Genomic DNA, 25,425 nt, shown 5'->3' with positions numbered 1-25,425 from the left:
ACTTATCGAAGGGTGAGGCAGTTGGAAAATAAATTGAATATTATGATTGTTTCCGATGAGGATGCGCTTATGTCGCAGTTGAAGACCATTGCCGAGACGAAATCGGAACAGGTCATTGGTGTACGTTCGAATGAAGCGGTAAGGGAAATGAACCGGGAAATGGCGCATATTGTCATTTTTGGACAGACGGATACTGATACATCGGTGGAAGTTGTTCAAATGCTGAAAATCATCAATCCGAATGCGCTCATCCTGTTCATTGCCAACGCATCCGACTTCGGCTTGCTTCGAAATATGACAAGGGCAGGGGCGGATGAGTTTTTCGTCTTTCCGGAGGAGGCTGGCCTATTCTCCAGCCGGTTCCCGAATATCGTTAAAAGTTATGCAGCCAAAAAAGCGAAGAACGAGGAGTCGGCAGCACCGACTTTCGGCCGAGGAAGAGGAAAAATCATTTCATTTTATAGCGGGAAGGGAGGGAGCGGTTGTTCATTGCTTGCCGCGTCCTTTGCACAAACGATGAAGCTCGAATCATCTGCCGAAGTGATCCTTATCGATTTGAATGGGCAGTTCGGCGGTGTTGAAACATTGCTTTCCATTGAATCGAACCGATCGCTTGCCGACTTGCAGCCGGTCATCGAAGAGTTGAATGAAAGCCATATCCGGAACGTCTCCCAAACACAGGAGCACTCCAAAATGGAAGTGCTCATCAGTCCATGTGATGCGGAAATACTGGAAACGCTCGATGAGGAATTCATCGCGAAGCTGCTTCGGACATGCAGGCGGTCATTCGATTATGTCGTTGTCGATTTGCCTTCCTCGATCAATGGCCTTGTTGTCACAGCGATGGAGGAATCGGACAAGATCTATTACGTCCTTACTCCGGATACGCCTTCATTGAAAATCATGAAGCACTACGAGGAGCTGTCTGAAAGGCTCGGGCTTGTCCTGACGAGCCGGATGGAAATCGCTCTGAATAAATTATCGAAGAATTTCGAAGTGAAACAGAAAGATCTGAAAAATGTATTGCGCTACCCGATCATCGCTTCGATCAGGCAAGACACGAAAGGTCTCCAGTCGTTTATCAATCAGGGGCAGCCTGTACGTAAGCAAGCCAAGGAGAGGAAACTGATCCCGTTTGCAAAGGATATCCGGAAATTCGCCCGTCAAGTCGCAAAGCAGTAGGAGGTGGTGAACGATGAGTTCTTTATTCGAACGGCGCAAAGAGAAATTGGCCAAACAGAATTCGGCGAATTACAAGTATGAAAATCATCTCGTCGATGAGTTGGTCGATCACTACAAAGCAAGATTGCTGAGGGATACGAACCTGGAGGCGCTCACCCAGTTGTCACAAGGTGAAATGCGGCTCCGAATCGAGCAATATGTCTCCCATTTCATGTCCGAAGAGAAAGTGATCATCTCACGGAACGATAAAGATCTTTTGATCACAAGGATTCTTGACGAGGCAGTCGGATATGGGCCGCTTGAGCCGCTCATCAAAGATCCCGCAATTACTGAAATCCTCATTAATGGGTTCGATGAGGTGTATGTCGAGAAAGCGGGTCGCCTGGAAATGGTGGATGTCGCATTCAGGGATGATGAACATGTCCGGCATATCGTCGACCGCATCGTTGCCCCACTAGGAAGACGTGTCGATGAAAGTTCTCCGATGGTTGACGCAAGATTGCCGGACGGGAGCCGTGTCAATGCAGTTATCGCGCCTGTCAGCCTTTCAGGGACATTGGTTTCCATCCGGAAATTCCGTGAAGAGCCATTCAAGATGGAAGATCTGCTCAACTTCAATTCATTGGATGAAACGATGGGACGCTTCCTGCAAGGTATCGTGAAAGGGAAGATGAACACACTCATCTCCGGCGGTACCGGTTCCGGGAAGACGACGCTTTTGAACGTCGTCGCTGCTTCCATTCCGCATGGGGAACGGGTCATCACGATTGAAGACTCCGCTGAATTGCGCCTCGACAGACCGAATGTCGTCGGCATGGAAGCACGGCCGGCTAACGTGGAAGGCCGGGGGGAAGTGACGATCCGCAACCTTGTCCGGAACGCGCTCCGGATGCGGCCAGATCGGATCATCGTCGGGGAAGTCCGAAGCGGAGAGGCATTCGACATGCTCCAGGCGATGAATACGGGGCATGAGGGGTCGCTGACAACCGTCCATGCGAACTCGCCTGCCGATGCGATGCGGCGTGTCGAGTCGATGGTCATCATGGCGGGCATGGACCTGCCTTCGACCGTCATCCGCGAATATATCGTCGGTGCGCTTGATATCATTATCCAGGCAACACGCCTGACGGACGGGACGCGGAAGATCATCTCCATTTCGGAAGTGCAGAAAAATGAGGAGGACGGCACGTTCCGGATTGTCGAGATCTTCAAGTTCAAGCGGACCGGCATGCTGGAAGATGGGACTGTTCTCGGTCACTTCACGCCAACCGGTGAAATCCCTGCCTGCCTTGAAAGGCTCAAGATTTTCGGCATCCATATGGATGAGTCGGACTTCCGGGTGAAAGAGGAGGTCACTGCATGGTAGAAGCATTCATTGCCGCATCAGCTGTTTTCGTGTTCCTGGTCGCCGTCTATTTCCTTCTCGATTACCGGAAGTCAAAGAGGGAGTGGCGGAAGGAAGTCGAGCAATTTTACCTGGACGGGGAAAAGCGGAAAAGCGTCATCGTCCTCGTTGGAGCAAAATTCGATGAGACGGAGACGGCGAAAGAATTGGAGCCGAAGCTGGTGGACGCCAATATCCCGTTCACTCCGTCCGAATTTATAGGGGCGCTCCTTGTCGGCTATATGGGCATCGTCTTCGTGCTCGTCAACATGTTCGGGTTGGATTTGATGCCAGCTTTGCTTATTGGAATGCTGCTTGTTGAAGGGGCAAGAAGGCTTTTATTCCTGCTAAGGAAGAATAAGAAGAAACAGATGCTGATCGATCAGCTGCCAGAAATTTGCCGGATACTCGCAAATTCGACCCGTTCCGGCATGACGTTGAATCAAGGAATCCAGCTTGTCACTCAGGAAATCAATGAGCCTGCGAAAAGGGAGTTCAAACGGATGGCCCATGAGCTATCATTAGGCATCGAATTCTCTGCGGCGCTGAGAACGATGGAAAGACGGATCGATCATAAGGAATTCCAATTGTTCGCGGCGACGATGCTCATTCAGAAAAAAGCGGGAGGCAACTTGTCCGCGGTGCTTGATGAAATGAGCCAGACGCTTGACGAACGGAAGCTGTTGAAGCAGGAAGTGAAGACGATGACTGCGGAACAACGGTATGTCTCGACGCTCGTTCCCATCATTCCGATCTTCTTGGTGCTCATGATGAACAATATCATCGACGGCTTCCTCGATCCTTTATTTACAGGAATTGGATTGATCCTGTTGACGTTCTTCCTTTTCGGGACGGTCCTGACATTTGTCATCGTCAGGAAAATTACGAATATCAGGGTGTGAATGAATGGATGGCATAATTGCATTATTTACGTTTCTAGCTGTAGCAACAATCGGAATCTCGCTACGGGCTTTCTATGTCTATTTGAATGAAAAAAGGATTCTGCGTGAAGAAATCAGCGAGTCCGTCTATATCGAAACATGGATACGTAAAAAGAAGTCGCGCAAAGAGAAAGTGTTGGAAAAGCTATTCAAGTTCGCAGACGACTTTTCCGATCTCGGGCAGCGTGTCAACTTCTTCAGTGAAAACGTAGAGGTGAAGAAGCTTCTTATACAAGCAGGACATCCATACGGATTGACGGTCGCCCGCTTCCAAGGGCTGAAAATCTTCATGCTGATTGCGGGATTTTTCATAGGCGGAATTTTATTCATCCTCAGATTTCCATTGTCGCAATTCATGCTGATTCTCATGCCGATTGCCGGATTTGGTGGAACCGTCCTTTGGCTCAGATCCAAGGCAAGAAAAAGGCAGGAGGAGATTTCCTACCAGCTTCCTGACTTCCTTGACACGATGAGTGTCACCTTGCAGGCAGGTGTCGGGATGGATCAGGCGCTCCGAGACATCGTTCATTATTTCGAGGGGCCCATCAAAGAGGAATTCGGCCGTTTCATCCAGGAATTGAGCGTCGGCGTCCCACGGGCAGAAGCCTACAGATCATTGCTTGAACGGAACGACAGCAAGGAGTTCCAACTATTGATCAAATCACTATTGCAAGGGGAGCGACTAGGCGTTCCGATTGCGGACACGTTTAAACACCAAGCCGAAGAGATGAGGAAACTAAAGAAAGAATTGATTAAGGAGAAGGCAGCCAAAGCATCACCGAAAGTGACGTTAGTAACTACTTTCCTTGTGTTGCCCTCCGCCCTCATCCTGATCGGAGGCTTGATGATTATAAATATCTTCAACCAGAACAAAGGGATTTTCGAGTTATTCAATTAAAATACATTTATTTAAGGAGAGAATGGAAGATGAAAGAAAAAATGATGACAGCTTGGACGAAAATGATGTATCCGGTACAGAACGAAAAAGGAGCGCAATCGCTGGAATGGCTTGGAATCGCGGCATTGCTCATTTTGGTGCTCGGGATTATTTCGACTGCATTGAAAGGCCAAGAGGGAACAATCACTGAGGTGATTACTTCGATCGTTTCAAAGATCAAAGGGATGGTAGGTTAATAACAACTTGATTAGCAAAAGGAGAACTTATGAATAGAAAAGGAATAGTTCCATTCATTCTTCTGCTTATGCTCCTTCTACTGGCAGCATGCAGTGATAAGGCTAAAGAGAATGAAAAGGTTACAGCGGATGAAATTGTTTCATCAGATGAAAAAGAAGATGATAAAGACGTTGATCTTCAAGAGGATCAAGCAGAGCAAGAGGAAAACAAGAGTGAGGAGGTAGTTGCAGCTGCCCCGCTCCCGCAATCATTAGAGGAGCTTGAGCAGCTGCCTACGGGATATACCTCTTTCATCTCGATTTTGGATAAAGATGGGCAAGCCCAAATTGACGAGCTGACTTCCCATTTGCCTGATATTTCCGGGGAGCCTACTCAAAATGAGTTGGACCACTATTACAACGAACTATTGGCGGTTTTCCAGCAAGACTTCAAAGGACCGAGTGAGCTGATTGCAAGATTGAAGTTCCACGCAATCGGCAGCCCGGATATCGATAATCCTCGAATGCAGTTCAAGGAAAACATGAATGTCCTTGTCATTTTAGATGCTTCAGGCAGCATGGGGCAATATGTCGGCGGCCAAACGCAAATGGAAGCTGCAAAAAAGGCGATTGTCCAGTTCGTTGAGAATTTGCCGAAGGAGGCAAATGTCGGACTTCGCGTCTATGGACATGAAGGGACCGGCAGTTCGGCAGATAAAGCGATGTCGTGCGCAAGCAGTGATTTGCTCTATCCGCTTCAAGAATACGACAAAGCTTCGTTTAAACAGTCTCTTGACCAAGTGAAGCCCGCAGGTTGGACTCCGACAGAACTTGCCATCAGGGAAGCGAAAAAGGACCTTGCGGAATTCGACGGAGAGCATAATACGAACATTGTCTACCTTGTGGGAGACGGCATCTCGACTTGCAATGACGACCCGGTTGCCGCTGCGAAAGACCTTTACGATTCCAACATTACACCGATCATCAATGTCATCGGATTTAATGTCGATAATGAGGGGCAGCGTCAATTGAAAGAAGTGGCGAAGGCGGTTGAAGGGACGTATCAAGATGTCCAAGATGCAGCAACGCTTCAGAAAGAGCTGGATCAGGCAAATGAGATTGCCAAGCAATGGGCCGAGTGGAAAAAACGCGAGTCGCAAAATCTTGGCCATGAAAGATTAAAAAAGGATCTGGAAATATTTGTTTTCGATAGTCAGCAATTCACGAAGATCGTAGATGAGAGGCAGCAAGTCGGCTTCACTTTGCAATATCTGTATCAGACGAAAAAAATCATGTCGTCTGAAAGCTATGACTATCTCGTAAAGCGGAATACAGACTACCATAGTTGGGTGCAAACCGAATATGAAGCACTCAAAGCCGATTTAGAGAACATGAATGAAATGCAATACAGTGAAGCAATCCAGGCTCTTGAAGAAAAGTACTTACAAAACTCTCCTGACTAAGAAAGGAGGATGAATTTGAAGAGTAGACAGTTGAGAAGAACGTATGCGATTTTCATGCTGTCAGTCATCCTATCCTGGACAATATTGCCGGGGATTGCAATGGCGGACTGGTTGAAGGCGGGAAAATCGATTGACGTAACGGAACCGATTACCGGCGGGGAAGCAATCACAGGCGGGCAATCATTTACAGGCGGCGAATTCATAACGCCTGGGGAGGTCTATACGTACGGCTCGGCATTCAAAGGGACATTTTCTCTCACATCCGGAACGGTCATTGTTCCGGTAACTGCCGAAAACAAAGGGTTATTTTTAATTCCCAGTACATTGAATGGTACGAAATACGGGGAATTCCTTAAAGCGGGAGACATCATTTCCGGAGGGGAGTCACCGACTGGAGGACAGGTTTCAGGCCCGGGCGGAACTCCGCCTGCATCCGGCGAAGCGGTTAGCGGCGGTGAAGGTCCGAATGGCGGGCAAGCGGGAAAATCCGGTGACGCGCCGACAGGAGGAGAAGGACCTTCAGGAGGAAATGCCAGCACCGGAGGCAAAGGCCCGGACGGCGGTAATCCAGGAACCGGCGGCGAGGCTCCAAGCGGCGGAGAAGGTCCGAATGGCGGAGAAGGCCCAACTGGCGGTGATGGCCCGACTGGAGGGAACGGCCCTACAGGAGGCGAAGGTCCTGACGGAGGAACAGGTCCATCCGGCGGTGACAGTCCGACGGGCGGCGACGATTCCACTGGGGGAGAAAGTCCGACAAGTGGAGAAGGTCCGTCTGGAGGCGATTCAAACGGTACGGGTGATGGAACTTCAGGAAACACTACCGGCGGAGGTCCGACGATTGAATCTGCATTGAATATAATCGGGGGTGTCGACAAATACAGCTCGAAACTCAAGAAGGGATTAACAATATTCGACGGCTTTTTGTCGATATCGGCAGGCTTCAAAATTACCGATTTAAAGAAGGCATCGGGAAATAAAAACCTGTTTCAAGTTGATGGCAAGACCAAAGTTATGAAAGGCGATAATTTCGTCAGCAAATGGGTGAACAAACGCTATAACGACTATCTCGGCTCTTTTGAAAACAGGAAAGATGTTGTCAAAGGGGATAGCAAAAGTGAGTATAAGCGAAAGTGGTACGACTATAAAAAACGGACACACAATGACGTTACATTTTCGCCCCGGACTGATGAACCGATAAGAGAAAAGAAACTCCAAGGATTTCTGAAGGAAGTCAAATCAAAAAAAATGCTCAGCAATGCATTCAAAGATTATTTTAAAGACTTTGTGCCGAACAAAGAATTCTTCCACCCAAAAACGCTGATAAAAGGAAATGGCCTGACTAGTGTCTTGTTCACTGTTTCCGATAATGTGAAAAAAAATTATGATGATCCAAAAAGGACGGGGACAGACTTTGCAGCTGGAGTTACTACGGATGTCATCGTCGGTGCCGCTACAGCAGTGGCGGGTGCGGGTGCAGCATGGGGAGCAACGGCAATGACCGCCGCCATAGCGGGAAGTGTTATCCCGGGCGTTGGTACGATAGCCGCTGTCTTGGGTGCATTAGCATTTACAGCCTTGACAAAAACTCCATTCGGCGAAAGGATTACCGGGGCCATCGAAGCTGGTGCGAAAAAAGTGTTTGAAGGTGTTAAAAACTATGGTAAAAGTATATTTAAAAAGTTTGGTTGGGGGTCGTAGGTAATGGGAAATCCATTCAAGGTTATGATAGGGGGATATTTGATGCCTTTATTTACAGCGGTGGTAGCGCTGCTCATCCCCGAATATGATCAGCAATACTTCAAATGGATAGCGGCCGTTTTTGTCCTATTGTTGGTATTGCCGATTGTCTTATCATACCGATTCCCAGCTAATAAGGAGAAAGCGTATAGGTTGACGATCATGTATCAACTATACGCTTTCACCTTCTTTGCAGCATTTCCATTGCTGAAAGTGTTGAAGGGAAGTATCGTTATTCAATTGCTGTTGGTCGGCTTTTTCATTGGGATTTATTTTTTGGCGAGATTCGATCAGCGGACGGAAGTCCCAATTCTGTTTCCTGATTCAGATAAAAGGAAATGGCTTGCAATACCTTTTTATGCGGTACCCGTACTGCTCGCGATTTTCAGTTTTGGAGGAAATCACAGAGTTACAAGAAGATTTTTTGAGACACATGGGTATGATTTCTCGATGACTTATATTTCAATAATTTTATATTTATTTGCTTGTTGGCTACTGTTCTTGTTCAGTTCACTGGCGTATAAATCCTTTGTGAAGGAGAAGAGGTGGGAAAAATGAAGTATGTACAAGTATTGGGGATCGTAACCATTGCGATGATTGTAATCAGCTTTGTCATGGTCTTCGTCATCCCGGATTTTTTTATTCATTCCATCATCGTCATGCTTTTCTCCTATGGATTGTTAGGGTATCTAACCAAGTCATTTCATTTTCCATATTTCGCCGCCTATATGCTGGCATGCGCGCTGGTCGTCATCAATATTTTGATTTCCCACTTCTTTATCGGACTTCCAATGTTGTTTGAACCGGATATTGCACTCTTTAGCTTTGTCAATGCAACCGCAATTGCGATTGCAAGTGTGTTCATTTTCAGGAAAGTTGACGCAAGGAGGGCATATGGATGAGGGAAGCGGCTCAATATTATAATGAACAGTTGTTGAAAATCGTCGCATATGGGCTTTGTGTAATGGTTCCTGCCTGGCTCTTCTTTTCCAATTATAGTTTACTCCTGTTGACTGTCGATTGGGGAGGCAGGGAAAATCTCATCAATATTTTATTGAATATCCTCATGTTCGTCATTTTCGTCCGCCCGTTGTTTTCCTTGTACAAAAGAGTCAGTGTAAGCGATGAATTGGAATTCAAGGAAATGATCAAGGAGTTCATTTGGTCAATCGGGCCTCTATTCGCAATCGGCTTGTTCTTTTCGGCTTTAGTGTATGGAGGGATATTCGCATTCTATGTTCCAGGAATACTGATTGCACCGATATTATTCATTTTACCTTTCATGTATAGCGGAACAAGATCGATACGAGCGTGGATTAAATCCTCCATTGATTTCTACATTAATCATTTCGTGCAAGTTTGGATACAAATCATCTTTTGGTCGTCCATCGTGACATTAGTTTGGGCAGGCGTGCTGTACATCACCTCTTTTTTGGAAATGAGCTACGATGCATACAACATTACACGATTGGTATTCTCATTAGTGATTTTCCCTTTTATAGTATTCTCCTTATCCGAAAAATTTCTAAGCATGACCGAAGAGGTGGAAGATGAATGGACGAACTGACATTTAAAAAGACGAATACCGCTCTCACTGTTGTGCTGACGAATGTGACATTTGGCGTTTACTTGCCGTATTGGTTCATTTCACGGAGAGATTCGATCAGCCAACTTGGCAAAGTGCAACTGAATTACAACTGGTTGAAATTCCTGTTCGTCATGTATGCGTTTCTCGCATTCTATTTTGTAATCGGAGGCGCATTCCTGACCGAGATGGGGATAGATTTTATGGATACATTCAATATTATCATCACGTTCATCGGGCTTGGCATTACATATTATTCCGTGTTCCGTGTCGCGGAGGCGATTGAAGAGAAGGCTGGAGCGGAAATTTTCAACCGTGTGCTTTTGGTTTTGTTCCATATCTGGTATTTGCAATACAAAATCAATAGATATGAATGATAGGAAGCAATGACATTTGTCTACAAAGGGGAGGGAAGCCGATGACATTACGACAAATAATCAACGAGCCTGTGAAACCGGATAACCTTATTGTCTTTACATTTTTTCTGCACCTATTGTTTCTAACCGGCGCCAGCGCAGTACCGGAAGGACGTTTCTTCTTTTGGATGCCCATCAATCTGACAGTGGAAGCATTCATCATGTTCCGCCTCATCCTCTTTTGGAGGCGTTATAGTAAGCACGAACCGAGACGGTACAATTCTCTACAGTTGTATTGGATGCTTATGGGCTTATCTATTTTTACGACAATGCCTTTTGTGAGAATGAGCTATGGGACAGTGGTTTTCTGGCCGCTTCTAATCGGTACTTTACTACTTTTCCTATTAGGACATCTTTTGAAGGAGAAAGTTGGAGAAGTCTTTGTGAATCCGCGTAAGTTGAAACAGCTTGTCATGTGGCCAACGGCCTTGGCTGGCATTGTCCTTATTGGCATTGCGATCATGGCAGTTCTACGGTTTCAATCGGTGGATGAGAATGTTGGAATTGCTGTCTTTTTATACATGCTTGGCGTGTTTTCAATATTTGTAGCAAATCCATTTTCGTTGTCGAAAGAACGGATAGAGAAGCTGATAGGCGATTGAAGAAGCTTGATATAAAGATTGATTGAAGGGGTGTTAACGCTGAAAAAGTTCAAATCCATCCGCAATGAAAGAGGATCGATGAGCATCGAGTTCATAGGCATACTCCCTTTTTACTTCCTGTTTTTCCTATTGCTTTGGCAAGTTGTCGCTTCCGGCTATGCAGTGCTCAGCCTGAAATCCGCGGCGAACGACGGCGCGCAAGTGTATGCATTGACGGGCAGTTATAGCGAAGCGGTCGATGCGGTGAATGAATCGATCGGCGACAGCAGCTTGCTGACAAACCCGCTCGTCACCATTACATCAGACGGTGGGGACGGGCTATTCGACTTTAAGATTTCAGCGAAGCATCCTCTTGTGTTCATTCCTGAAAAGTGGAAGTCGACGATGTCCGTAGCTATCGACTCGAAAGCTGCCGGCAAGGTGATGCTCCGATGAAGCATCTAAGGAACGAACGTGGAAACGGCATGGTGTACATCCTTTGGATCATGGTCGTATCGATTGCCATATGCGTCATCGTATTGAATTTCGCGAAAGTGTACGCTGTGAAGCAACAGGCTGCAACCGCTACGCAACAGGCTGCACTCGCAGGGACGTCCGTGTTGGTGAATGCGGCAAAGGATGCAGTAAAAGATTTTGACACACGCTCGGGTGACTTGGAAGTAATAGCGCAAAGAGCCTTGCAAAGAGTTGCGGACGGCGGCAAATCCATCGAGGATCTGGTTGATGAAAAGGCTCGAGAATATCGGTATCAAGGGGTAACAAAGGATATTGCGTATATTAATGCGATGAATGATATCCTGTCTCCAAGGATGGGAACTTATGGTTCATTTAAATCCCTTGTGAACGATCAAGTTAATCTTGCTAATGGTGATTTCACACAGACCGTGCGCGACGTAGTAAAGAAAAACGGCGGCAACGAGGAACGGATCGAAGTTGCATTCACTTCTGACTTCCGTGTCGAAGTGAAAGCGGACGTAACTTTTGATTCGATAACGGACAGTGCTGAGAAATACATACAAAAGATAACGAAAGAAGTTCCTCAAAAAGGATACGGACCGTCCTTACTCTTTTTAAGAGGCGTGTCTACTGACGGGTAAAAAAAGATGAAGGAAAATACATTTTCCCCTCATCTTTTTTTAATTTGCCCAAGTTATCAGGCGGTCTTCATGCTTATTCGGTCGGTTGCCGTCTCATCAAGTTTTTATTTCAAGTTAATTACCATTTGGCTTGCAGGCACAATCCAACTTTTCGAATAAAAATTCGAACCATACTTGTCGACGAGGCCCGTATCACCTTTCAGGAAGTGAGAACCAATCGATTCAAACTTATGACGGGCGACTGCAGCGAGAAAGGGGTAAACTGTTTGCTCTAGTTAACTTTCTCGTAAATCCCTTCATCTACATAATAAAAGAAGTTTTCATCCGACATGAGCAAGCGCAATTCCGCATCGCCGTCAACACTGTTTGCAGTGCCATAAATGAGCAATTGTCCGGTATCCGGCTCGAAGAAGAATTCAGCATCCCCTTCCGGAGTATGATAATGGTCCCCTTGGAACTTATCGGTGATTTCCTGAAGATCTTCTTCATCCGCATCCACAGCGAGGGATGAAAGCTTTTCCTCATAGTAGCCGACGGTCATGTCCATATTAGGATAATAATGATAAGTTTCCCCGTGAATCGTGTTCTCTTCCTCCAAGATTTCCGGAACGCCCCATATCTCTTCCGCGGTAGAAGGGGTGTCTCCCAATTTCAATCCATAAACGATGAGATTGCCATTTTCCATATCAAAGAGCGGCGGTTTACGTTCTGCCTCAATCGTTTGGTCAGCGCCTTCATCTGACGTGTCCTGTTCGTTCAGCTCCCCATGATCAACTTCGATATCCGATGGGTTCTTCTCTTCCGCCTCAATCGGCTTCTGTTCAGCTTTATCTTTTGAACATCCCGCTACTAGTAATATTGCAACTGCAATCGATAACCAAAGTGAACGTTTCATTCGAAATCATCCTCCTATTAGATATAATTGAGTCTCACTCTGTTAACAAGATTATCCAATACAACCGCCTGCTTATCAAATAAAACCAAAAAAACAGCCCATCTGCAATGGGCTGCGTCGAAGCTATTCCATTCCCAAATGCTCCTTCAATTCCGCCTTCACATCCTCCAGCTCTTCAGAATCCATCATATAATACCAGATGCCGTCCATCCGTTTACCTTCGCCTTTTTCAAACCTGATCTGCTCAACGGACTTCGCGGCGTCCCGGTAATTTTTTTGCACTTCGACCATCTCATCGAACGTCATATTCGTCCGAACATTATTGCCGATTGTTTCGAAAATGCTTTTGAATTTCAGTAAACTTGAAAGCTTCGATCCTTTTTGCAAAACGCCTTGGATGACTTGCTTCTGCCTATCTTGCCGCCCGAAATCTCCGCGCGGGTCGTCCATGCGCATCCGGACAAAGGCGAGGGCTTCCTCTCCATCCAAAGTCAGTTCACCTTCCGGAAATGAATGGTCATCGACAGAAAAATTGAGAGTATTCGTAACGGAGACGCCTCCGATTGCATCGATAATATCCTTGAAGCTTTCCATATTCACTTGAACGACATAGTCAATCGGTATGTCGAGAAAATGCTCGACGGTGACAAGTGACATTTCGATTCCGCCAAAGGCATAAGCGTGATTCATTTTATCTTCGAATCCCATCCCGACAATTTCGCTGTATGTATCGCGCGGGATGCTCAGCATTTTCGTCGATTGGAGTGTCGGATTGACGGTCAGGACAATCATCGTATCGGAACGGCCTTTGTCGCCATCCCTTTCATCCACGCCCAAAATGAGCACCGAAAAGGGGTCCTTATCTTTGAATGTGATCGGGTCCTCCCGTTTTTCGGAGAAGACGCGCACCATCGGCTCATGGATCTCTTTAGCCGTTTCCGTCAGTTCATTTACAAAAAACAACGCGTAGCAAACGATGCTGACTAATAGGAGAAGAACGAACCCCCCTGCCCAAAACAACAATTTCCTATACGATTTTTTCCGGACTTCCGCCATTGTTCTCTACCGCCAGTCATTCAGAATATAAACTTGATACCTCTTAGCAGTTTACGCAGAGAATAAAAGAAATAGACACTTACGCTGTTATCTGAATATTAACTATATAACTTGTAATCTGAAATATTGGTTGCTAGAATATGAGTAGATGACAAAATGGTGCAAAGGGGATGATTGTCCATGTTCATGACAGGGGTGTTGGGGGAGTATGCAAAAAATCAGCCGGACAAAGTTTTCACTTCATATAACGGCAGGGAGTGGACCTTTGGCGAGTTTTATGAGAAAGCGAAAAAGATTGCGGGACATTTCCAAGCGGAAGGGTATGAAAAGGGGGACATCATCGCCCTTTATTCGCTGAACTCCGACCATTTCCTCGTCTGCTATTTCGGTGTTCAATTGGGCGGCTTCACCGCCATGCCAGTTAATACGAAATTAGCACCTCCGGAAGTGGAGTATATCTTCAACCATTCAGAAGCAAAAGCACTTATCTATGATAAAAGACTGGAAGACGTCGTTGGTCAATCGAATCATCCATTTAAAGAAAAATTGTCGATACAAGAGGATATAGAGAAATTACTTGCGGACAATGAGAGGAAATATGAACCAGTTGATCTGGACGGGGAAGATACAGCGGTCGTCATGTATACATCCGGGACAACGGGCAAGCCGAAAGGGGTCATGTTGACGCATCAAAACATCATTTCCACCGCTGAAATCTGGTCGGAGGCAATGTCTATTACGGATACAGACAGAATGCTGATTTCGACACCGTTATTCCATTGTGCAGCCTGCCATGTTTTCATGATACCCGTCACGTATAAAGGCGGGACGGTCATTATCGAAGAAGCTTTTTCTCCAAAGGGAACATTGGATTTATTGCAAAAAACATCACCGACCATGTTTTTCGGTGTTCCGGCGATGTATACGATCATCTTGAACTTGCCGGAAATAAGTAAATTGGAGCTGCCATCCCTTCGCTTGTTCGGATATGGCGCCGCACCGATGCCATATGAAATATTGAAAAAGCTGAAAGAGACATTCCCGAATGTGAAAGTGCAAAACCTGTATGGGCAAACGGAAAATTCGCCGGCAGCCTCAACGTTGAAAGATCATCTGGCACTAGAGAAGATCGGCTCGGTCGGGGAAGCTTTGCCGCAGACGGAAGTCCGGGTTGTCGATGAATTCGGGGAAACGCTCCCAACCGGCCAAGTCGGCGAAATCGTCATGCGCGGACCGCAAGTGATGAAAGGCTATTTGAAAGACGAAGATGAAACGAGGCGGACGATCAAGAATGGCTGGCTCTATACGGGCGATCTTGGGCGAATGGACGAAGACGGTCTCCTCTATATCGTCGACCGAAAAAAAGATATGATCATCCGCGGTGGGGAAAATGTCTATCCGGTCGAAGTAGAAGAAGTACTCTATCAAATTCCTGGACTGTTTGAAGCGGCAGTCGTCGGTATCCCGCATGAAGTGCTCGGTGAAGTGCCGAAAGCGTATGTCGTCGCAAAAGAAGGGGCGACCCTGACTGAAGCCGACGTGATCAGCTATTGCTCAAGCAATCTCGCCAAGTATAAAATCCCTGCAGAAATCGAATTCCTAGATGAACTACCGAGAAATGCATCCGGCAAAGTGCTGAAACATACATTGAGGTCGGCAAATTATATTAGTTTGTAAATGGAATCCCCTGTCTTGGCTGTAGTTAACTGTACAGGGGATGACTCACGATTATTTTATTGATTGATTCAATGTATCTTTTTAAACTTAGCCTTTATGATAAGGGCAATTTGTAATATGAGCAGGAAGGTGAATCCCCCTGAAATATCAAGAATGACATCATATCCACTTGGGGTTCTTCCTCCCGTCAAGGATTGGTGGTATTCGTCTAATACTGCAAAAACTCCCGTAAACAAAAGGGAAAAGGAAAATCTGTAGATTGATCTGAGTTTATTTGAAAACAGCAAGTATATGACTACTGCAAGACAACCGAAAATGAAAAAATGCGCGCTTTTTCTTATTAGAAATTCAACAAAGTGATAGTATCCCCTTTCTTCTATTGATATTATCCTGCCCCAATAAGGCACTTCAATCTTATCAAGCACGGAGTACATTGGTTGGTTGGGAAGCCATTCCTTAAGAGTGGATATCAATGATTGATCTTCATATGTCTGTGAAGAAGAAATAAATAGGACTCCAACGATGAGTAATAACACGGTTAACTTTTTCATATGTGAATTGTACCATAACTAATTTTTTCATGATCAGGCTAATTGAAAGAGCTTCAAAGAAAAAACCTCTCGATTATTGAGAGGTTTTTCAAATGTATTTAATTCGAATTTAAGATATCGTCTCTATAATTCTTTTGAAGATCATTTTCCAAGAAATCGACAAACCGTTGGAGTAAAGCGGCTGCTTCTGCCCTAGTCAACTTTTGTTGGGCGTTAAATTCATTTCTAGCATTGCCATGTACTAAACCCAGTTCATTAGCAACATAAGCGCTGTCCTTAGCCCATAACGGAATGCTTCTATCATCTGCAAAATTCGTTCTATATCCTGAACCCGGCGCTCTGCCTTCCATGCCAAGTGCCCTGACAAGGATCGCAACTGCTTGGGCTCTCGTTAAAGATTCAGCCGGTTTGAACAAGTCTGCAGTGTATCCATTGATGATTCCTTGATTGACTGCACTTTCAATATACGGATACCCTTTATCATTTCTGGAAACATCCTTGAAGATTGATTTGGCTGACGAATTTTTAGTCTTCGTCTCGAACACACGAGTGTCGACTGCTTTTAACACCCCGATTGTGAAGTTGTATCGGGTCATTGGTTTATTGGGTGAGAAGAATTGAGTAGATTCATCCAACACTCCAATCGAATAGAGTTTCTCAATGGAGTCCTTAGCCCAATGGTTATTCAGATCACGGAATTTAGGAACGATCAGTCTTTCCAATGTCGGCGTGTTCTGTTGTGATAGTTTGATGGATCCTGTTCTAAGATAGTATGGATACGAATAAGTGTATTCACCTACCATGTTTGCATTGCTGACGATAATATGTCCGCCTGTAAAACTCGAAAGGGAAGGGTCATGCGGCTGATACTCCAATGTTTTCGTTTTACTATCGGATACTTTACTTGTCACAAAAGTCGTACCTGAGCTGAAATTGCTCGAAATCTCATAATTGATGATCTGGGTTTCGGTTGCGCCCCAAAAGTTTTTGTAGCCCATATTACGCCCCGTCATAGAAACTGTTATCGTTTCATTGATACCAGGAACTTGCGGGCGAGTTACTTTATAAATCTTTGTACCGACTAGATCACCTGAATAAAAATCAGATGCAGGAGGATTGTCGATTATTGTTGCCTGGGAAAACTGAAAATCCTCCAAAGTATAAACCGCTTTTGTTGCAGTTGTGATTTTTTCCGAGTAGCTCTTCACAATTGTCTGAGAGGCTGTCTGTCCTTTGTCCTCTCGATTGTTCAATGTTGTTTCGTACACAACATTCCGGACCAGTTTATCACCGTTTGCACTTGTTAAGTTGTGTCGATAAGTTGTCGTGATTTTATCTTTTGATTGTCGTTCCGTCACTGTCGGCTTCCCTTTAAATGTAATCGGATAGGACTCCAAAAAGAATACTTCTTCATATGTATTCTCGTTTAAAACACCGCCATTATAGTCGGGTGGACTTGCGTTCACTTGGCCAGGCATAATAACGAATACTGAACAGAGCAGTACAAACATTAATAAATTGTTTTTGAAATTCCTCATTCTATTTTATTTCACCCTCATCTTCATTAATTAGTAAATATAAACGATATTTGCATACAGCTTTCCATTAATGACATCTGTCGTAATAAAAGCGTTATCCCCTTTGGTGATGCTGATTGGATCGACTGCTCTTTTATTCCGGATAAAGATGGTGCCTTCATGGAAATATACTTTTTCAGAAGATTTTAATGTTAGATAATTACTATTCAGGTTTATCGAAATAATTTCTTCTCGCAGGTGTTTATCGTTGCCCCGTTGAATGACGACGTGCTCAACAACTTCCTTATTGAATTGCATCGTCGTAATAAAGTATGCATCGTACAAGTTATAGTACCGGTATTGGGACTTATTGATCAATTGATCGCCAAAATAGACTGAGGCTTCTTTTGCTAATGGATAGGTGCTGTTTCTATCATAATAGGACTGATAGCCCCACCAATACGTGTCGAATTTACTGCCGTCACTTATATTCAATTTCCCAGCCACGGAGTCCAAAAGGTGAATCTTCCCTTTACGGATAGATTTTACTTCTCTTTCCTCCTTCATGATTTCAACTTTATCCAGAAAGACTGAGCCTGCCCGTTGAAATTGAAGTTTGATCCGATCCCCTTCTATTAAAGCACTGCTGCCAGCAAATCCTTTGTCGTTTCTAATTTGTGTAGAACGTTGGAAAAAGTAGTTTTCCAATTTTCCATTATCCCTTTTTATCGTCAAATATCTCCCGTTTTTGTCAAGATAGTGAAGTGTACCAAAAATCAACGTACCTTGTTCATCTAGCTGTGAGGCAGCTGATGCGGGATGTAGTAAGGGAAAAGTTCCGAGAAGAAGAGTAAATGCCAATAGAAAAAAATTTTTTTTGATCAAGCTCTAACACCTCCATAAGATATACAAGTCCGAAAATAAGACAGTTAGACTATATATCGGTTTTAAAGCATGAAATTTAAGAACGAATCTTAAAGAACTTTTTGTAGTTAAAGCTTCCTGAAAACTACTTACGTAACTTGCCGCCAAATAGTATAATAGTAGGAACTCAATTCAGAAACGGGGAAACCGACTTGTTACGAAACCCAATGCAACGATTCATCATGCTCTTCGCCGTTCTTTTCATTATGCTGCCGCTCCATCACGCGACAGCCGCAGAGCCGATCGACGCGATTCGGCAGCTTATTAAGGACTATTATGTTGATGAAGTCCCTGACTCGGTATTATCAAGAAGCACCGGAAAAGAGATTGCAAATGGCCTTGACCCGCATTCCGCATACATGTCCAAGCAGGAGTATGAAGCATTCATTAACGGAATCGAGCAGCGAATCGTCGGCATCGGTGTCGTACTCGAAGAAAGCCAGAATGGCATAAAAGTGATTTCCGTCATTAAGGACGGTCCCGCTTTTAAAGCCGGCATTGTTCCAGGTGACATCATTACGCATGTTGATGGGACTTCATTGAAAGGGAAGTCTGTACAGGCGGCAGTCCCTTTGATCGGTGGAAAAGAAAACACGGATGTCTCCCTTACAATTGAACGTGAAAAAACCGAAAAACCATTGATGCTGACGATCCGCCGGGCTGAAATCCATTTGCCGACGGTTGAGTCGGAAATGCTCGGCGGCAATATCGGCTACATCCGGTTAAATAGTTTTGCAACCGATTCCGCCCGTGAAATGGAGGATGCAATCCGTTTGCTGGCAGGCGCTGATGGTTTCATTGTCGATATCCGGAACAACGGAGGCGGCTATATTACCGCTGCACAGGAGATTGCCGGATTTTTCCCTGGAGTGGAGCAAGCCTTCCAATTGCGTGAGAAAAATAAGAAGCCGGTCATTTATCCTTCTGTGAATCAAAAACAGAAAATCAACGGTCCGGTATCGTTGCTTATTAATGAATATAGCGCTAGTGCTTCCGAAATGTTGGCGGTCAACTTGAAGGAGCAGAAAGCTGCTATGTTATATGGTGAAAATACGTACGGAAAAGGGACGATGCAATCGATGTACGCTTTCACCGACGGAAGTGTATTGAAAATGACGACCGCCCGTTTTTATTCGCCAAAAGGCATTGTTGTGGATAAAGTCGGTGTAACACCGGACGTAAAGACACACAAAAACGAAGAATTGACGACAGCTCATTATGAGCAATTGCTAAAGAAATTAGATGGCTATACGGCATTCCCGGCAATGGAAAATGTAAAGACGACGAAGAGATTCACAGTCAGCATGACGAAGGAAATGGATTGGCGTCAACTTGGAACAAAAGCTGTGCAATTGATTGAAGTCGGTGGAAAAGAGAGAAGTGTCCGTATTGAAGTGAAGGATGGCAAAACTATCGAAGTGATACCCGAAGCACCATTGCTTTCAGGCGAAAAATATGTGCTGATCATCCATCCGGCCTGGAAGGATAAAGCGGGAGTTGGTATGAAGAAAGGGATCTATCTCGATGTGACAGTAGAATAAATGGGAATGAGAGCTTGTCCGTCAATGAATGGATGGGCTCTCATTTTCACGATAGCTGGATTCCGTTCCGCGTTTTGAGGAATGTATGGAACGCCGCCTGATCTCTTTCTCCAATAGAGTGATGAATTGCGGGCAAAGATTTAGCGCAATCGCTTTTTTATACGTATCCATTAGAAAGTCGTCCGGTATACTCAACAATTTGTGTCTCCTCCTTGTCATCAAATCGTTCCCGGTTGCATATCTTGAAGTTTGGCTGCTATTACCTTACCAAATTTCAATTGTCAGAACAACCGTTCCAATATCCACAGTCAACAGTGGATAAGTTGTGGTTAACTTGTTTGTAAACCGTACAAGTCAAGGGGAACAAGGTGGATAACGTGGACAAGGTTATCCACAGTTGGGGAAAATGCGAAATTTGTCGAAATGTTTTTCGGAAAGTGAACTATATTTGCAATTCCCATTTATAGTTTGGCTGAATTCCCATACTAGAAGGAGCTGTGAATGAATTCGGCTTGAAGGCGTATGCCGCCCCTTGATTGTTCATACGTTTAAGTATCAGCAAGTCAGGGGGGTGCGCGTTGAACAAGAGGGCACTGAACGTAATGGCAGTCATTTTACTATTGCTAATGTTGGCGGCTTGTGGCGGGAATCCGCCGGCCGGTCAAGCCGCACTTACGCCGAGGGATGCAGTCGAACTGGCCACCGGATGGACCGGAACGGCAGCGATCATCCAGGCCGGCGGACTGTACAAGGAAGGCGAGTACAAGACATTCGACCATAAAGGCATGGAGTATCGCTATTTGGCCGCACACTTGGATACCAAGAAGAAATTAAAAGCGGAACTGCACAATTTCGTGACAAAGAAGAAAGCAAAGCGGTTCATGAAAGACAATGGGATCCTGAAGCATAAAGGGAAGTTGTCCTCACCCGTAACGGAAGCGGCGCCAGCCTCGCTGCTCCAATGGGAGATCGCTACAGCAAGAGTATTGAAAACGAAAAAAAGCAAAATGACATTCGAACTCACCGTCCCGATCGGCGACACCCGAACCGCCGAAACAATGATCGTGAACTACCGCTACGTGAAGAAATCCGGTTGGCGGATTGATAAATTCAATGAATAGCGGGGAAGAGCCCATTCTATCATGTCCAGGGTCCATTCTTTCACACAAGAGCTCCATTATTTACGCTTTTGCATTCCGCAAAAGCGTTTTCATATTTCCTCCGCAAAAATAAAATAAAAATATTTTCAAATTGTCATATTTCGTACAATATGCAATATATCGCTAATGTAAGCGGATACAAAATAAAGCATTATTCATAATTGAACAATAATTATAAAAAGACGGTTGACTTGGGCATATATCCGATATATGATAGCAACAATCTATTTAGATATGTGCTGCATTTCACATAATTCATATAGTTCGTAAGCTCTTGGATGATTTGATTAGGAGAGATTGCAATGAGAAGTGACATGATTAAAAAAGGGATCGACCGTGCGCCGCACAGGAGTCTACTGTACGCGACGGGCGTCAAAACGAAAGATTTGGAGAAACCTTTCATCGGTGTATGTAATTCATATATTGATATAATTCCAGGCCATAAACATTTAAATAAGTTTGCTGAAATTGTAAAAGAGGCAATTTGGGAAGCAGGCGGAGTCCCATTCGAATTCAACACGATCGGTGTGGATGATGGAATCGCGATGGGGCATATCGGAATGCGTTACTCGCTTCCGAGCCGCGAACTGATTGCGGACTCCGCTGAAACGGTCATCAATGCCCACTGGTTCGACGGGGTGTTCTATATTCCAAACTGTGACAAGATCACACCGGGAATGCTCATGGCGGCAGTACGGACGAATGTCCCTTCCGTCTTCGTCTCAGGCGGACCGATGGAAGCAGGCGTCTCCTCTTCAGGTGCTCCACTATCCCTCACATCTGTATTCGAAGGGGTCGGAGCGTATAAATCTGGCAAGATGACGGCGGAAGAGCTTCTCGACATTGAAAACAACGCATGCCCGACGTGCGGATCCTGTTCGGGAATGTTCACGGCGAACTCGATGAACTGCCTCATGGAAATGCTGGGATTGGCATTGCCGGGCAATGGAACGATCGTCGCCACTTCAGATGAGCGTCATAAGCTGATCAAGGAAGCGGCAAGGAACTTGATCCGCATGGTGAAAGAGGATGTCAAACCGCGTGACATCGTTACGAAGGAAGCGATTGACGATGCATTCGCGCTCGATATGGCGATGGGCGGATCGACCAATACGGTTCTACATACATTGGCGATTGCACACGAAGCGGAAATCGAATACAGCGTCCAGGATATTAACAAAGTTGCCGAACGGGTTCCGTATTTAGCGAAAATCATGCCGGCTTCCGACATTTCCATGGATGATATTTTCAAAGCGGGCGGCGTCAGCGCAATCATCAATGAACTTACTAAAATACCAGGCGCCATTCATCCGGATCGCATCACGATCACAGGAAAGACAATCGGTGAAGACGTACAAGATTATCAGATTTTGAATGACCAAGTGATCCGGACGAAAGATAATCCATATAGTCCGGTCGGCGGCTTGTCCGTCCTATTCGGCAACATCGCTCCTGACGGCGGAGTCATCAAAGTCGGGGCGGTCGATCCTTCCATCAAGCAGTTCACGGGCGAAGCGATCGTCTTTGAATCACAGGAAGCAGCGCAAGAGAACATCGACAACGGAACGGTCCGAGAAGGGCATGTCGTCGTCATCCGCTATGAAGGTCCGAAAGGCGGGCCGGGCATGCCGGAAATGCTCGCTCCGACGTCAGCTATCCAAGGAAGAGGTTTAGGAACGAAAGTTGCGCTTATTACGGATGGCCGTTTCTCAGGAGCATCCCGAGGGATTTCCATCGGCCACATTTCACCGGAAGCGGCTGAAGGCGGCCCGATCGCATTAGTCGAAGATGGAGATATCATCGACATCGATTTGACGAACCGGACGATCGAGCTGAAAGTGTCAGCTGAAGAATTGGCGGAGCGCAGAGAGAAGCTGCAACCATTTGAACCGAAAATCAAAAAAGGCTATTTGGCCAGATATTCAAAACTAGTGACGTCCGCAAGTACAGGTGGCGTCATGAAAATATAATAACTCGATGATGGGGTAAAAGGGGATAGATCCTTGCATTCACAGAGAGCCGGTCGTGCTGGAAGCCGGCAATGCAACTATCCGCGATATCTCCCCGGAGTGGACTGCTGAAAAGGGAACTGAGTAGGCAATCCCGGGCTTGTGATAAACGGGCTCGTTATCAGCGAATGAACCTTTTATAGGCGCATTCACGAGGCGGCATATGCCGCGAACAAGGGTGGTACCATGAAAAGCTTTTTCATCCCTTATACGAAGAACAGGGTTTCTTTGTGTGGGGAGAAAAGGCTTTTTCTTTTTAAATAAAATAAGCAAATAGAAAAGTAAGGAGGAGTTCGTATATGAGTGCGGAAGTTCAAACGAAGCAGGCAGTCATGGAAATGGCACCGGAATCTACAGACGAAAAACAGAATAATCAATCGATGGATGGTTCTGCAGTCTTGATTCAAGGGTTGAAAGACCAAGGTGTCGAAGTTATTTTCGGTTACCCTGGAGGTGCCGTCCTACCGATTTACGACGCATTATACAAGGATCCGATTCCCCATGTGCTTGCCCGTCATGAACAGGGAGCCATCCACGCGGCGGAGGGCTATGCGCGAGTATCCGGCAAGCCGGGTGTTGTCATTGCAACATCGGGTCCAGGGGCGACGAATCTGGTGACTGGAATTACGGATGCAATGATGGATTCATTGCCGCTAGTTGTTTTCACAGGACAGGTGGCAAGCACCGTCATTGGGACGGATGCATTCCAGGAGGCGGACGTCATCGGCATTACGCAGCCGATTACAAAACATAACTACCAGGTGCAGGACGTTGCGGATCTTCCAAGGATCATCAAAGAAGCATTCCATATCGCTTCAACAGGAAGACGCGGACCAGTAGTCGTCGACATTCCGAAAAACGTCGCTACGGAAATTTTCGTCACGGAGGAAGAACGGAATGCCGAAGTGAATTTGCCGGGCTACCAGCCGACGACCACTCCGAATTACTTGCAAATACAGAAGGCGGCCGAAGCGATCCGATTCGCACAAAAGCCGCTCATCTTAGCCGGCGCGGGCGTGTTGCACGGCCAGGCGATGGAAGAGTTGAAAACATTAGTGGAAACGAAACGGATCCCGGTCACGAACACATTGCTCGGTCTCGGAAGCATTGCAGGAGACCACGAATTGTTCCTCGGCATGGCAGGCATGCACGGAACATATACGGCAAACATGGCAATTAGCGAATGCGACGTATTGATCAACGTCGGTGCCCGGTTCGACGACAGGCTGACAGGCAATCTCGAGAGTTTCGCACCCAATGCAAAAGTCATCCATATCGACATCGACCCCGCGGAAATCGGAAAGAACGTCCCGACGGAAATCCCGATCGTGGCGGATTCGAAGGAAGCGTTGAAGGCGTTGCTCAACCATGAATTCCATGCACCGGACACCGAAGAATGGCTCGGCTATTTGAACGGTTTACAGGAAGAGGCGCCATTATGGTACAACACCGACGAGCACGAAATCCTGCCGCAAGAAGCGATTCAAATGATCCACCGCATTACCGAAGGAGATGCAATTGTCACGACGGACGTCGGACAGCACCAAATGTGGGCGGCCCAATATTATTCATTGAACAATCCCGATCATTGGGTCACGTCGGGCGGTCTCGGAACGATGGGCTTCGGATTCCCGGCTGCAATCGGCGCGCAGCTCGCGAAACCGAATGAAAGAGTCGTTGCCATCGTCGGTGATGGCGGTTTCCAAATGACAGCGCAGGAGCTTTCCCTCTTACAAGAGATGAGGATTCCGGTGAAAGTCGTCATCTTGAACAACGGAGCGCTCGGAATGGTGCGCCAATGGCAGGAGACGTTCTATGATGAACGCTACTCGCAGTCATTGATTCCAGTCCAGCCGGATTTCGTCAAGCTTGCGGAGGCGTATGATCTGAAAGGGGTTCGCATCACGAAAAAAGAGGATGCCGAGCAGCTCTTCCGGGAGGCTCTCCTGTCGGATGAACCGGTACTCATCGATTGCCGGGTGAAAATGTTGGAAAACGTCTATCCGATGGTTGCGCCAGGAAAAGGACTACAAGAAATGATCGGGGTGAAGAGCGAATGAGAAGGGTCATTACAGTCACGGTCATCAATCAAAGCGGCGTATTGAACCGGGTGACGGGATTGCTTATGAAACGGCAATTCAATATCGAAAGCATTACCGTCGGGCATTCCGAACAGCCAGGCATGTCGAAAATGACATTCATCGTCCATGTGGAGGATGAACGGAAAATCGAGCAGCTCGTCAAGCAGCTGCAAAAGCAGATCGACGTCATCAAGGTGAATGACATCACTGAAAAAGCGATCGTCATGCGGGAACTGGCGCTCGTGAAAGTCGTCTCGCCGCCCCATGCGCGCAGTGAAATCAATAGCATCATCGAACCGTTCCGAGCAACGGTCATCGACTCCGGGAAAAACGTCGTCACGTACCAAGTGACCGGCGCGCCCGAGAAAATCGAAGCATTCATCGATCTCGTCAAGCCTTATGGCATCAAAGAATTGGCTAGGACCGGAGCCACGGCATTCACCCGAGAAATCCAAAAGGTCAACTCACCACAGTTATCCATTTTAAAATAACTA

The 25,425-nt window shown here is 46.0% G+C and carries 26 protein-coding genes; 20 read left to right on the top strand and 6 right to left on the bottom strand.

Going from position 1 to position 25,425, the window contains the following annotated elements:
- Window positions 1-21: 21 nt before the first annotated feature.
- The 14 genes from ACFPTP_RS13295 to ACFPTP_RS13230 are packed head-to-tail and all read left to right on the top strand — an operon-like array spanning window position 22 to window position 11,520.
- On the top strand, window positions 22-1,182 hold the full coding sequence (locus ACFPTP_RS13295) for an AAA family ATPase (protein ID WP_381445710.1): 1,161 nt from the start codon (window positions 22-24) through the stop codon (window positions 1,180-1,182).
- 13 nt (window positions 1,183-1,195) lie between these two features.
- Window positions 1,196-2,548, top strand: a complete 1,353-nt coding sequence (locus ACFPTP_RS13290) for a CpaF family protein (RefSeq protein WP_381445708.1) — start codon at window positions 1,196-1,198, stop codon at window positions 2,546-2,548.
- Complete coding sequence (locus ACFPTP_RS13285; protein ID WP_381445706.1) at window positions 2,542-3,468, top strand: type II secretion system F family protein; 927 nt, start codon at window positions 2,542-2,544, stop codon at window positions 3,466-3,468. The genes ACFPTP_RS13290 and ACFPTP_RS13285 overlap by 7 nt, the downstream gene beginning before the upstream one ends.
- 4 nt (window positions 3,469-3,472) lie before the next feature.
- Window positions 3,473-4,405 (top strand): type II secretion system F family protein, encoded by a 933-nt coding sequence (locus tag ACFPTP_RS13280; protein WP_381445704.1) that lies wholly within the window; start codon window positions 3,473-3,475, stop codon window positions 4,403-4,405.
- 29 nt (window positions 4,406-4,434) lie between these two features.
- Window positions 4,435-4,641 carry a hypothetical protein gene (locus tag ACFPTP_RS13275; RefSeq protein ID WP_381445702.1) on the top strand — a complete coding sequence of 69 codons (207 nt, stop codon included), beginning with the start codon at window positions 4,435-4,437 and terminating at the stop codon, window positions 4,639-4,641.
- 29 nt (window positions 4,642-4,670) lie between these two features.
- A complete protein-coding gene (locus tag ACFPTP_RS13270) occupies window positions 4,671-6,083 on the top strand; it encodes a vWA domain-containing protein (protein WP_381445700.1) in 1,413 nt (470 codons plus the stop codon).
- 15 nt (window positions 6,084-6,098) lie between these two features.
- The gene (locus tag ACFPTP_RS13265) at window positions 6,099-7,781 is read left to right on the top strand and encodes an ICP22 family protein (RefSeq protein ID WP_381445698.1); all 1,683 of its coding nucleotides are present in this window, start codon (window positions 6,099-6,101) and stop codon (window positions 7,779-7,781) included.
- A 42-nt stretch (window positions 7,782-7,823) separates the two neighbouring features.
- Complete coding sequence (locus ACFPTP_RS13260) at window positions 7,824-8,378, top strand: hypothetical protein (protein WP_381445696.1); 555 nt, start codon at window positions 7,824-7,826, stop codon at window positions 8,376-8,378.
- Window positions 8,375-8,722, top strand: coding sequence for a hypothetical protein (locus ACFPTP_RS13255; RefSeq protein WP_381445694.1), 348 nt, complete (start codon window positions 8,375-8,377; stop codon window positions 8,720-8,722). The genes ACFPTP_RS13260 and ACFPTP_RS13255 overlap by 4 nt, the downstream gene beginning before the upstream one ends.
- On the top strand, window positions 8,719-9,387 hold the full coding sequence (locus ACFPTP_RS13250; protein WP_381445692.1) for a hypothetical protein: 669 nt from the start codon (window positions 8,719-8,721) through the stop codon (window positions 9,385-9,387). Before ACFPTP_RS13255 ends, ACFPTP_RS13250 begins: the two co-directional genes overlap by 4 nt.
- Window positions 9,375-9,782, top strand: a complete 408-nt coding sequence (locus ACFPTP_RS13245; RefSeq protein WP_381445690.1) for a hypothetical protein — start codon at window positions 9,375-9,377, stop codon at window positions 9,780-9,782. Before ACFPTP_RS13250 ends, ACFPTP_RS13245 begins: the two co-directional genes overlap by 13 nt.
- 41 nt (window positions 9,783-9,823) lie before the next feature.
- On the top strand, window positions 9,824-10,423 hold the full coding sequence (locus ACFPTP_RS13240) for a hypothetical protein (RefSeq protein WP_381445688.1): 600 nt from the start codon (window positions 9,824-9,826) through the stop codon (window positions 10,421-10,423).
- An 18-nt stretch (window positions 10,424-10,441) separates the two neighbouring features.
- A complete protein-coding gene (locus tag ACFPTP_RS13235; protein ID WP_381445686.1) occupies window positions 10,442-10,858 on the top strand; it encodes a TadE/TadG family type IV pilus assembly protein in 417 nt (138 codons plus the stop codon).
- Window positions 10,855-11,520 (top strand): pilus assembly protein TadG-related protein, encoded by a 666-nt coding sequence (locus ACFPTP_RS13230; RefSeq protein ID WP_381445684.1) that lies wholly within the window; start codon window positions 10,855-10,857, stop codon window positions 11,518-11,520. Before ACFPTP_RS13235 ends, ACFPTP_RS13230 begins: the two co-directional genes overlap by 4 nt.
- A 271-nt stretch (window positions 11,521-11,791) precedes the next feature.
- Here ACFPTP_RS13230 and ACFPTP_RS13225 read toward each other — a convergent pair whose 3' ends face one another.
- Together ACFPTP_RS13225 and ACFPTP_RS13220 are read right to left on the bottom strand one after the other, a co-directional pair.
- Window positions 11,792-12,415 carry a hypothetical protein gene (locus tag ACFPTP_RS13225; RefSeq protein WP_381445682.1) on the bottom strand — a complete coding sequence of 208 codons (624 nt, stop codon included), beginning with the start codon at window positions 12,413-12,415 and terminating at the stop codon, window positions 11,792-11,794.
- Between the two features lie 123 nt (window positions 12,416-12,538).
- Complete coding sequence (locus ACFPTP_RS13220) at window positions 12,539-13,471, bottom strand: LCP family glycopolymer transferase (protein WP_381445680.1); 933 nt, start codon at window positions 13,469-13,471, stop codon at window positions 12,539-12,541.
- Window positions 13,472-13,651: 180 nt separating this feature from the next.
- Between ACFPTP_RS13220 and ACFPTP_RS13215 the strand changes: the two genes are divergently transcribed.
- Window positions 13,652-15,148 (top strand): class I adenylate-forming enzyme family protein, encoded by a 1,497-nt coding sequence (locus ACFPTP_RS13215; protein WP_381445678.1) that lies wholly within the window; start codon window positions 13,652-13,654, stop codon window positions 15,146-15,148.
- 68 nt (window positions 15,149-15,216) lie between these two features.
- Here ACFPTP_RS13215 and ACFPTP_RS13210 read toward each other — a convergent pair whose 3' ends face one another.
- From ACFPTP_RS13210 to ACFPTP_RS13200, 3 genes are all read right to left on the bottom strand, one after another.
- A complete protein-coding gene (locus ACFPTP_RS13210; protein ID WP_381445676.1) occupies window positions 15,217-15,699 on the bottom strand; it encodes a VanZ family protein in 483 nt (160 codons plus the stop codon).
- 98 nt (window positions 15,700-15,797) lie between these two features.
- Window positions 15,798-17,237 carry an S-layer homology domain-containing protein gene (locus ACFPTP_RS13205; protein WP_381445674.1) on the bottom strand — a complete coding sequence of 480 codons (1,440 nt, stop codon included), beginning with the start codon at window positions 17,235-17,237 and terminating at the stop codon, window positions 15,798-15,800.
- A 30-nt stretch (window positions 17,238-17,267) separates the two neighbouring features.
- The gene (locus ACFPTP_RS13200; RefSeq protein WP_381445672.1) at window positions 17,268-18,101 is read right to left on the bottom strand and encodes a hypothetical protein; all 834 of its coding nucleotides are present in this window, start codon (window positions 18,099-18,101) and stop codon (window positions 17,268-17,270) included.
- A 191-nt stretch (window positions 18,102-18,292) separates the two neighbouring features.
- Here ACFPTP_RS13200 and ACFPTP_RS13195 point away from each other — a divergent pair, with 191 nt between their 5' ends.
- Window positions 18,293-19,681 carry a S41 family peptidase gene (locus ACFPTP_RS13195; RefSeq protein ID WP_381445670.1) on the top strand — a complete coding sequence of 463 codons (1,389 nt, stop codon included), beginning with the start codon at window positions 18,293-18,295 and terminating at the stop codon, window positions 19,679-19,681.
- Between the two features lie 21 nt (window positions 19,682-19,702).
- Here ACFPTP_RS13195 and ACFPTP_RS13190 read toward each other — a convergent pair whose 3' ends face one another.
- On the bottom strand, window positions 19,703-19,879 hold the full coding sequence (locus ACFPTP_RS13190) for a sporulation histidine kinase inhibitor Sda (RefSeq protein WP_381445668.1): 177 nt from the start codon (window positions 19,877-19,879) through the stop codon (window positions 19,703-19,705).
- 380 nt (window positions 19,880-20,259) lie between these two features.
- Here ACFPTP_RS13190 and ACFPTP_RS13185 point away from each other — a divergent pair, with 380 nt between their 5' ends.
- From ACFPTP_RS13185 to ilvN, 4 genes are all read left to right on the top strand, one after another.
- Complete coding sequence (locus tag ACFPTP_RS13185) at window positions 20,260-20,802, top strand: DL-endopeptidase inhibitor IseA family protein (protein ID WP_381445666.1); 543 nt, start codon at window positions 20,260-20,262, stop codon at window positions 20,800-20,802.
- 341 nt (window positions 20,803-21,143) lie between these two features.
- Window positions 21,144-22,811, top strand: coding sequence for a dihydroxy-acid dehydratase (ilvD, locus tag ACFPTP_RS13180; protein ID WP_381445664.1), 1,668 nt, complete (start codon window positions 21,144-21,146; stop codon window positions 22,809-22,811).
- Between the two features lie 338 nt (window positions 22,812-23,149).
- Entirely contained in the window at window positions 23,150-24,910 is a 1,761-nt protein-coding gene (gene ilvB / locus ACFPTP_RS13175; RefSeq protein WP_381445662.1) for an acetolactate synthase large subunit, read from the top strand.
- Window positions 24,907-25,422 (top strand): acetolactate synthase small subunit, encoded by a 516-nt coding sequence (ilvN, locus tag ACFPTP_RS13170; protein ID WP_381445659.1) that lies wholly within the window; start codon window positions 24,907-24,909, stop codon window positions 25,420-25,422. Before ilvB ends, ilvN begins: the two co-directional genes overlap by 4 nt.
- The last annotated feature ends 3 nt before the right edge of the window (window positions 25,423-25,425 follow it).

Origin of the sequence: Sporosarcina koreensis (assembly GCF_042655825.1) — a bacterium.
Classification (GTDB): Bacteria; Bacillota; Bacilli; order Bacillales_A; family Planococcaceae; genus Sporosarcina; species Sporosarcina koreensis.
The sequence above is the reverse complement of the archived record's forward strand: the minus strand, read 5'-3'. Positions and strand labels throughout refer to the sequence as shown.

Bases quoted from the DNA above. Each gene is read 5' to 3' on its own strand.
- ACFPTP_RS13290 (WP_381445708.1), top strand. From the start codon at position 1,196: ATGAGTTCTTTATTCGAACGGCGCAAAGAGAAATTGGCCAAACAGAAT.
- ACFPTP_RS13285 (WP_381445706.1), top strand. From the start codon at position 2,542: ATGGTAGAAGCATTCATTGCCGCATCAGCTGTTTTCGTGTTCCTGGTC.
- ACFPTP_RS13280 (WP_381445704.1), top strand. From the start codon at position 3,473: ATGGATGGCATAATTGCATTATTTACGTTTCTAGCTGTAGCAACAATC.
- ACFPTP_RS13275 (WP_381445702.1), top strand. From the start codon at position 4,435: ATGAAAGAAAAAATGATGACAGCTTGGACGAAAATGATGTATCCGGTA.
- ACFPTP_RS13270 (WP_381445700.1), top strand. From the start codon at position 4,671: ATGAATAGAAAAGGAATAGTTCCATTCATTCTTCTGCTTATGCTCCTT.
- ACFPTP_RS13260 (WP_381445696.1), top strand. From the start codon at position 7,824: ATGCCTTTATTTACAGCGGTGGTAGCGCTGCTCATCCCCGAATATGAT.
- ACFPTP_RS13255 (WP_381445694.1), top strand. From the start codon at position 8,375: ATGAAGTATGTACAAGTATTGGGGATCGTAACCATTGCGATGATTGTA.
- ACFPTP_RS13250 (WP_381445692.1), top strand. From the start codon at position 8,719: ATGAGGGAAGCGGCTCAATATTATAATGAACAGTTGTTGAAAATCGTC.
- ACFPTP_RS13245 (WP_381445690.1), top strand. From the start codon at position 9,375: ATGGACGAACTGACATTTAAAAAGACGAATACCGCTCTCACTGTTGTG.
- ACFPTP_RS13240 (WP_381445688.1), top strand. From the start codon at position 9,824: ATGACATTACGACAAATAATCAACGAGCCTGTGAAACCGGATAACCTT.
- ACFPTP_RS13230 (WP_381445684.1), top strand. From the start codon at position 10,855: ATGAAGCATCTAAGGAACGAACGTGGAAACGGCATGGTGTACATCCTT.
- ACFPTP_RS13225 (WP_381445682.1), bottom strand. From the start codon at position 12,415: ATGAAACGTTCACTTTGGTTATCGATTGCAGTTGCAATATTACTAGTA.
- ACFPTP_RS13220 (WP_381445680.1), bottom strand. From the start codon at position 13,471: ATGGCGGAAGTCCGGAAAAAATCGTATAGGAAATTGTTGTTTTGGGCA.
- ACFPTP_RS13215 (WP_381445678.1), top strand. From the start codon at position 13,652: ATGTTCATGACAGGGGTGTTGGGGGAGTATGCAAAAAATCAGCCGGAC.
- ACFPTP_RS13210 (WP_381445676.1), bottom strand. From the start codon at position 15,699: ATGAAAAAGTTAACCGTGTTATTACTCATCGTTGGAGTCCTATTTATT.
- ACFPTP_RS13205 (WP_381445674.1), bottom strand. From the start codon at position 17,237: ATGAGGAATTTCAAAAACAATTTATTAATGTTTGTACTGCTCTGTTCA.
- ilvD (WP_381445664.1), top strand. From the start codon at position 21,144: ATGAGAAGTGACATGATTAAAAAAGGGATCGACCGTGCGCCGCACAGG.
- ilvB (WP_381445662.1), top strand. From the start codon at position 23,150: ATGAGTGCGGAAGTTCAAACGAAGCAGGCAGTCATGGAAATGGCACCG.
- ilvN (WP_381445659.1), top strand. From the start codon at position 24,907: ATGAGAAGGGTCATTACAGTCACGGTCATCAATCAAAGCGGCGTATTG.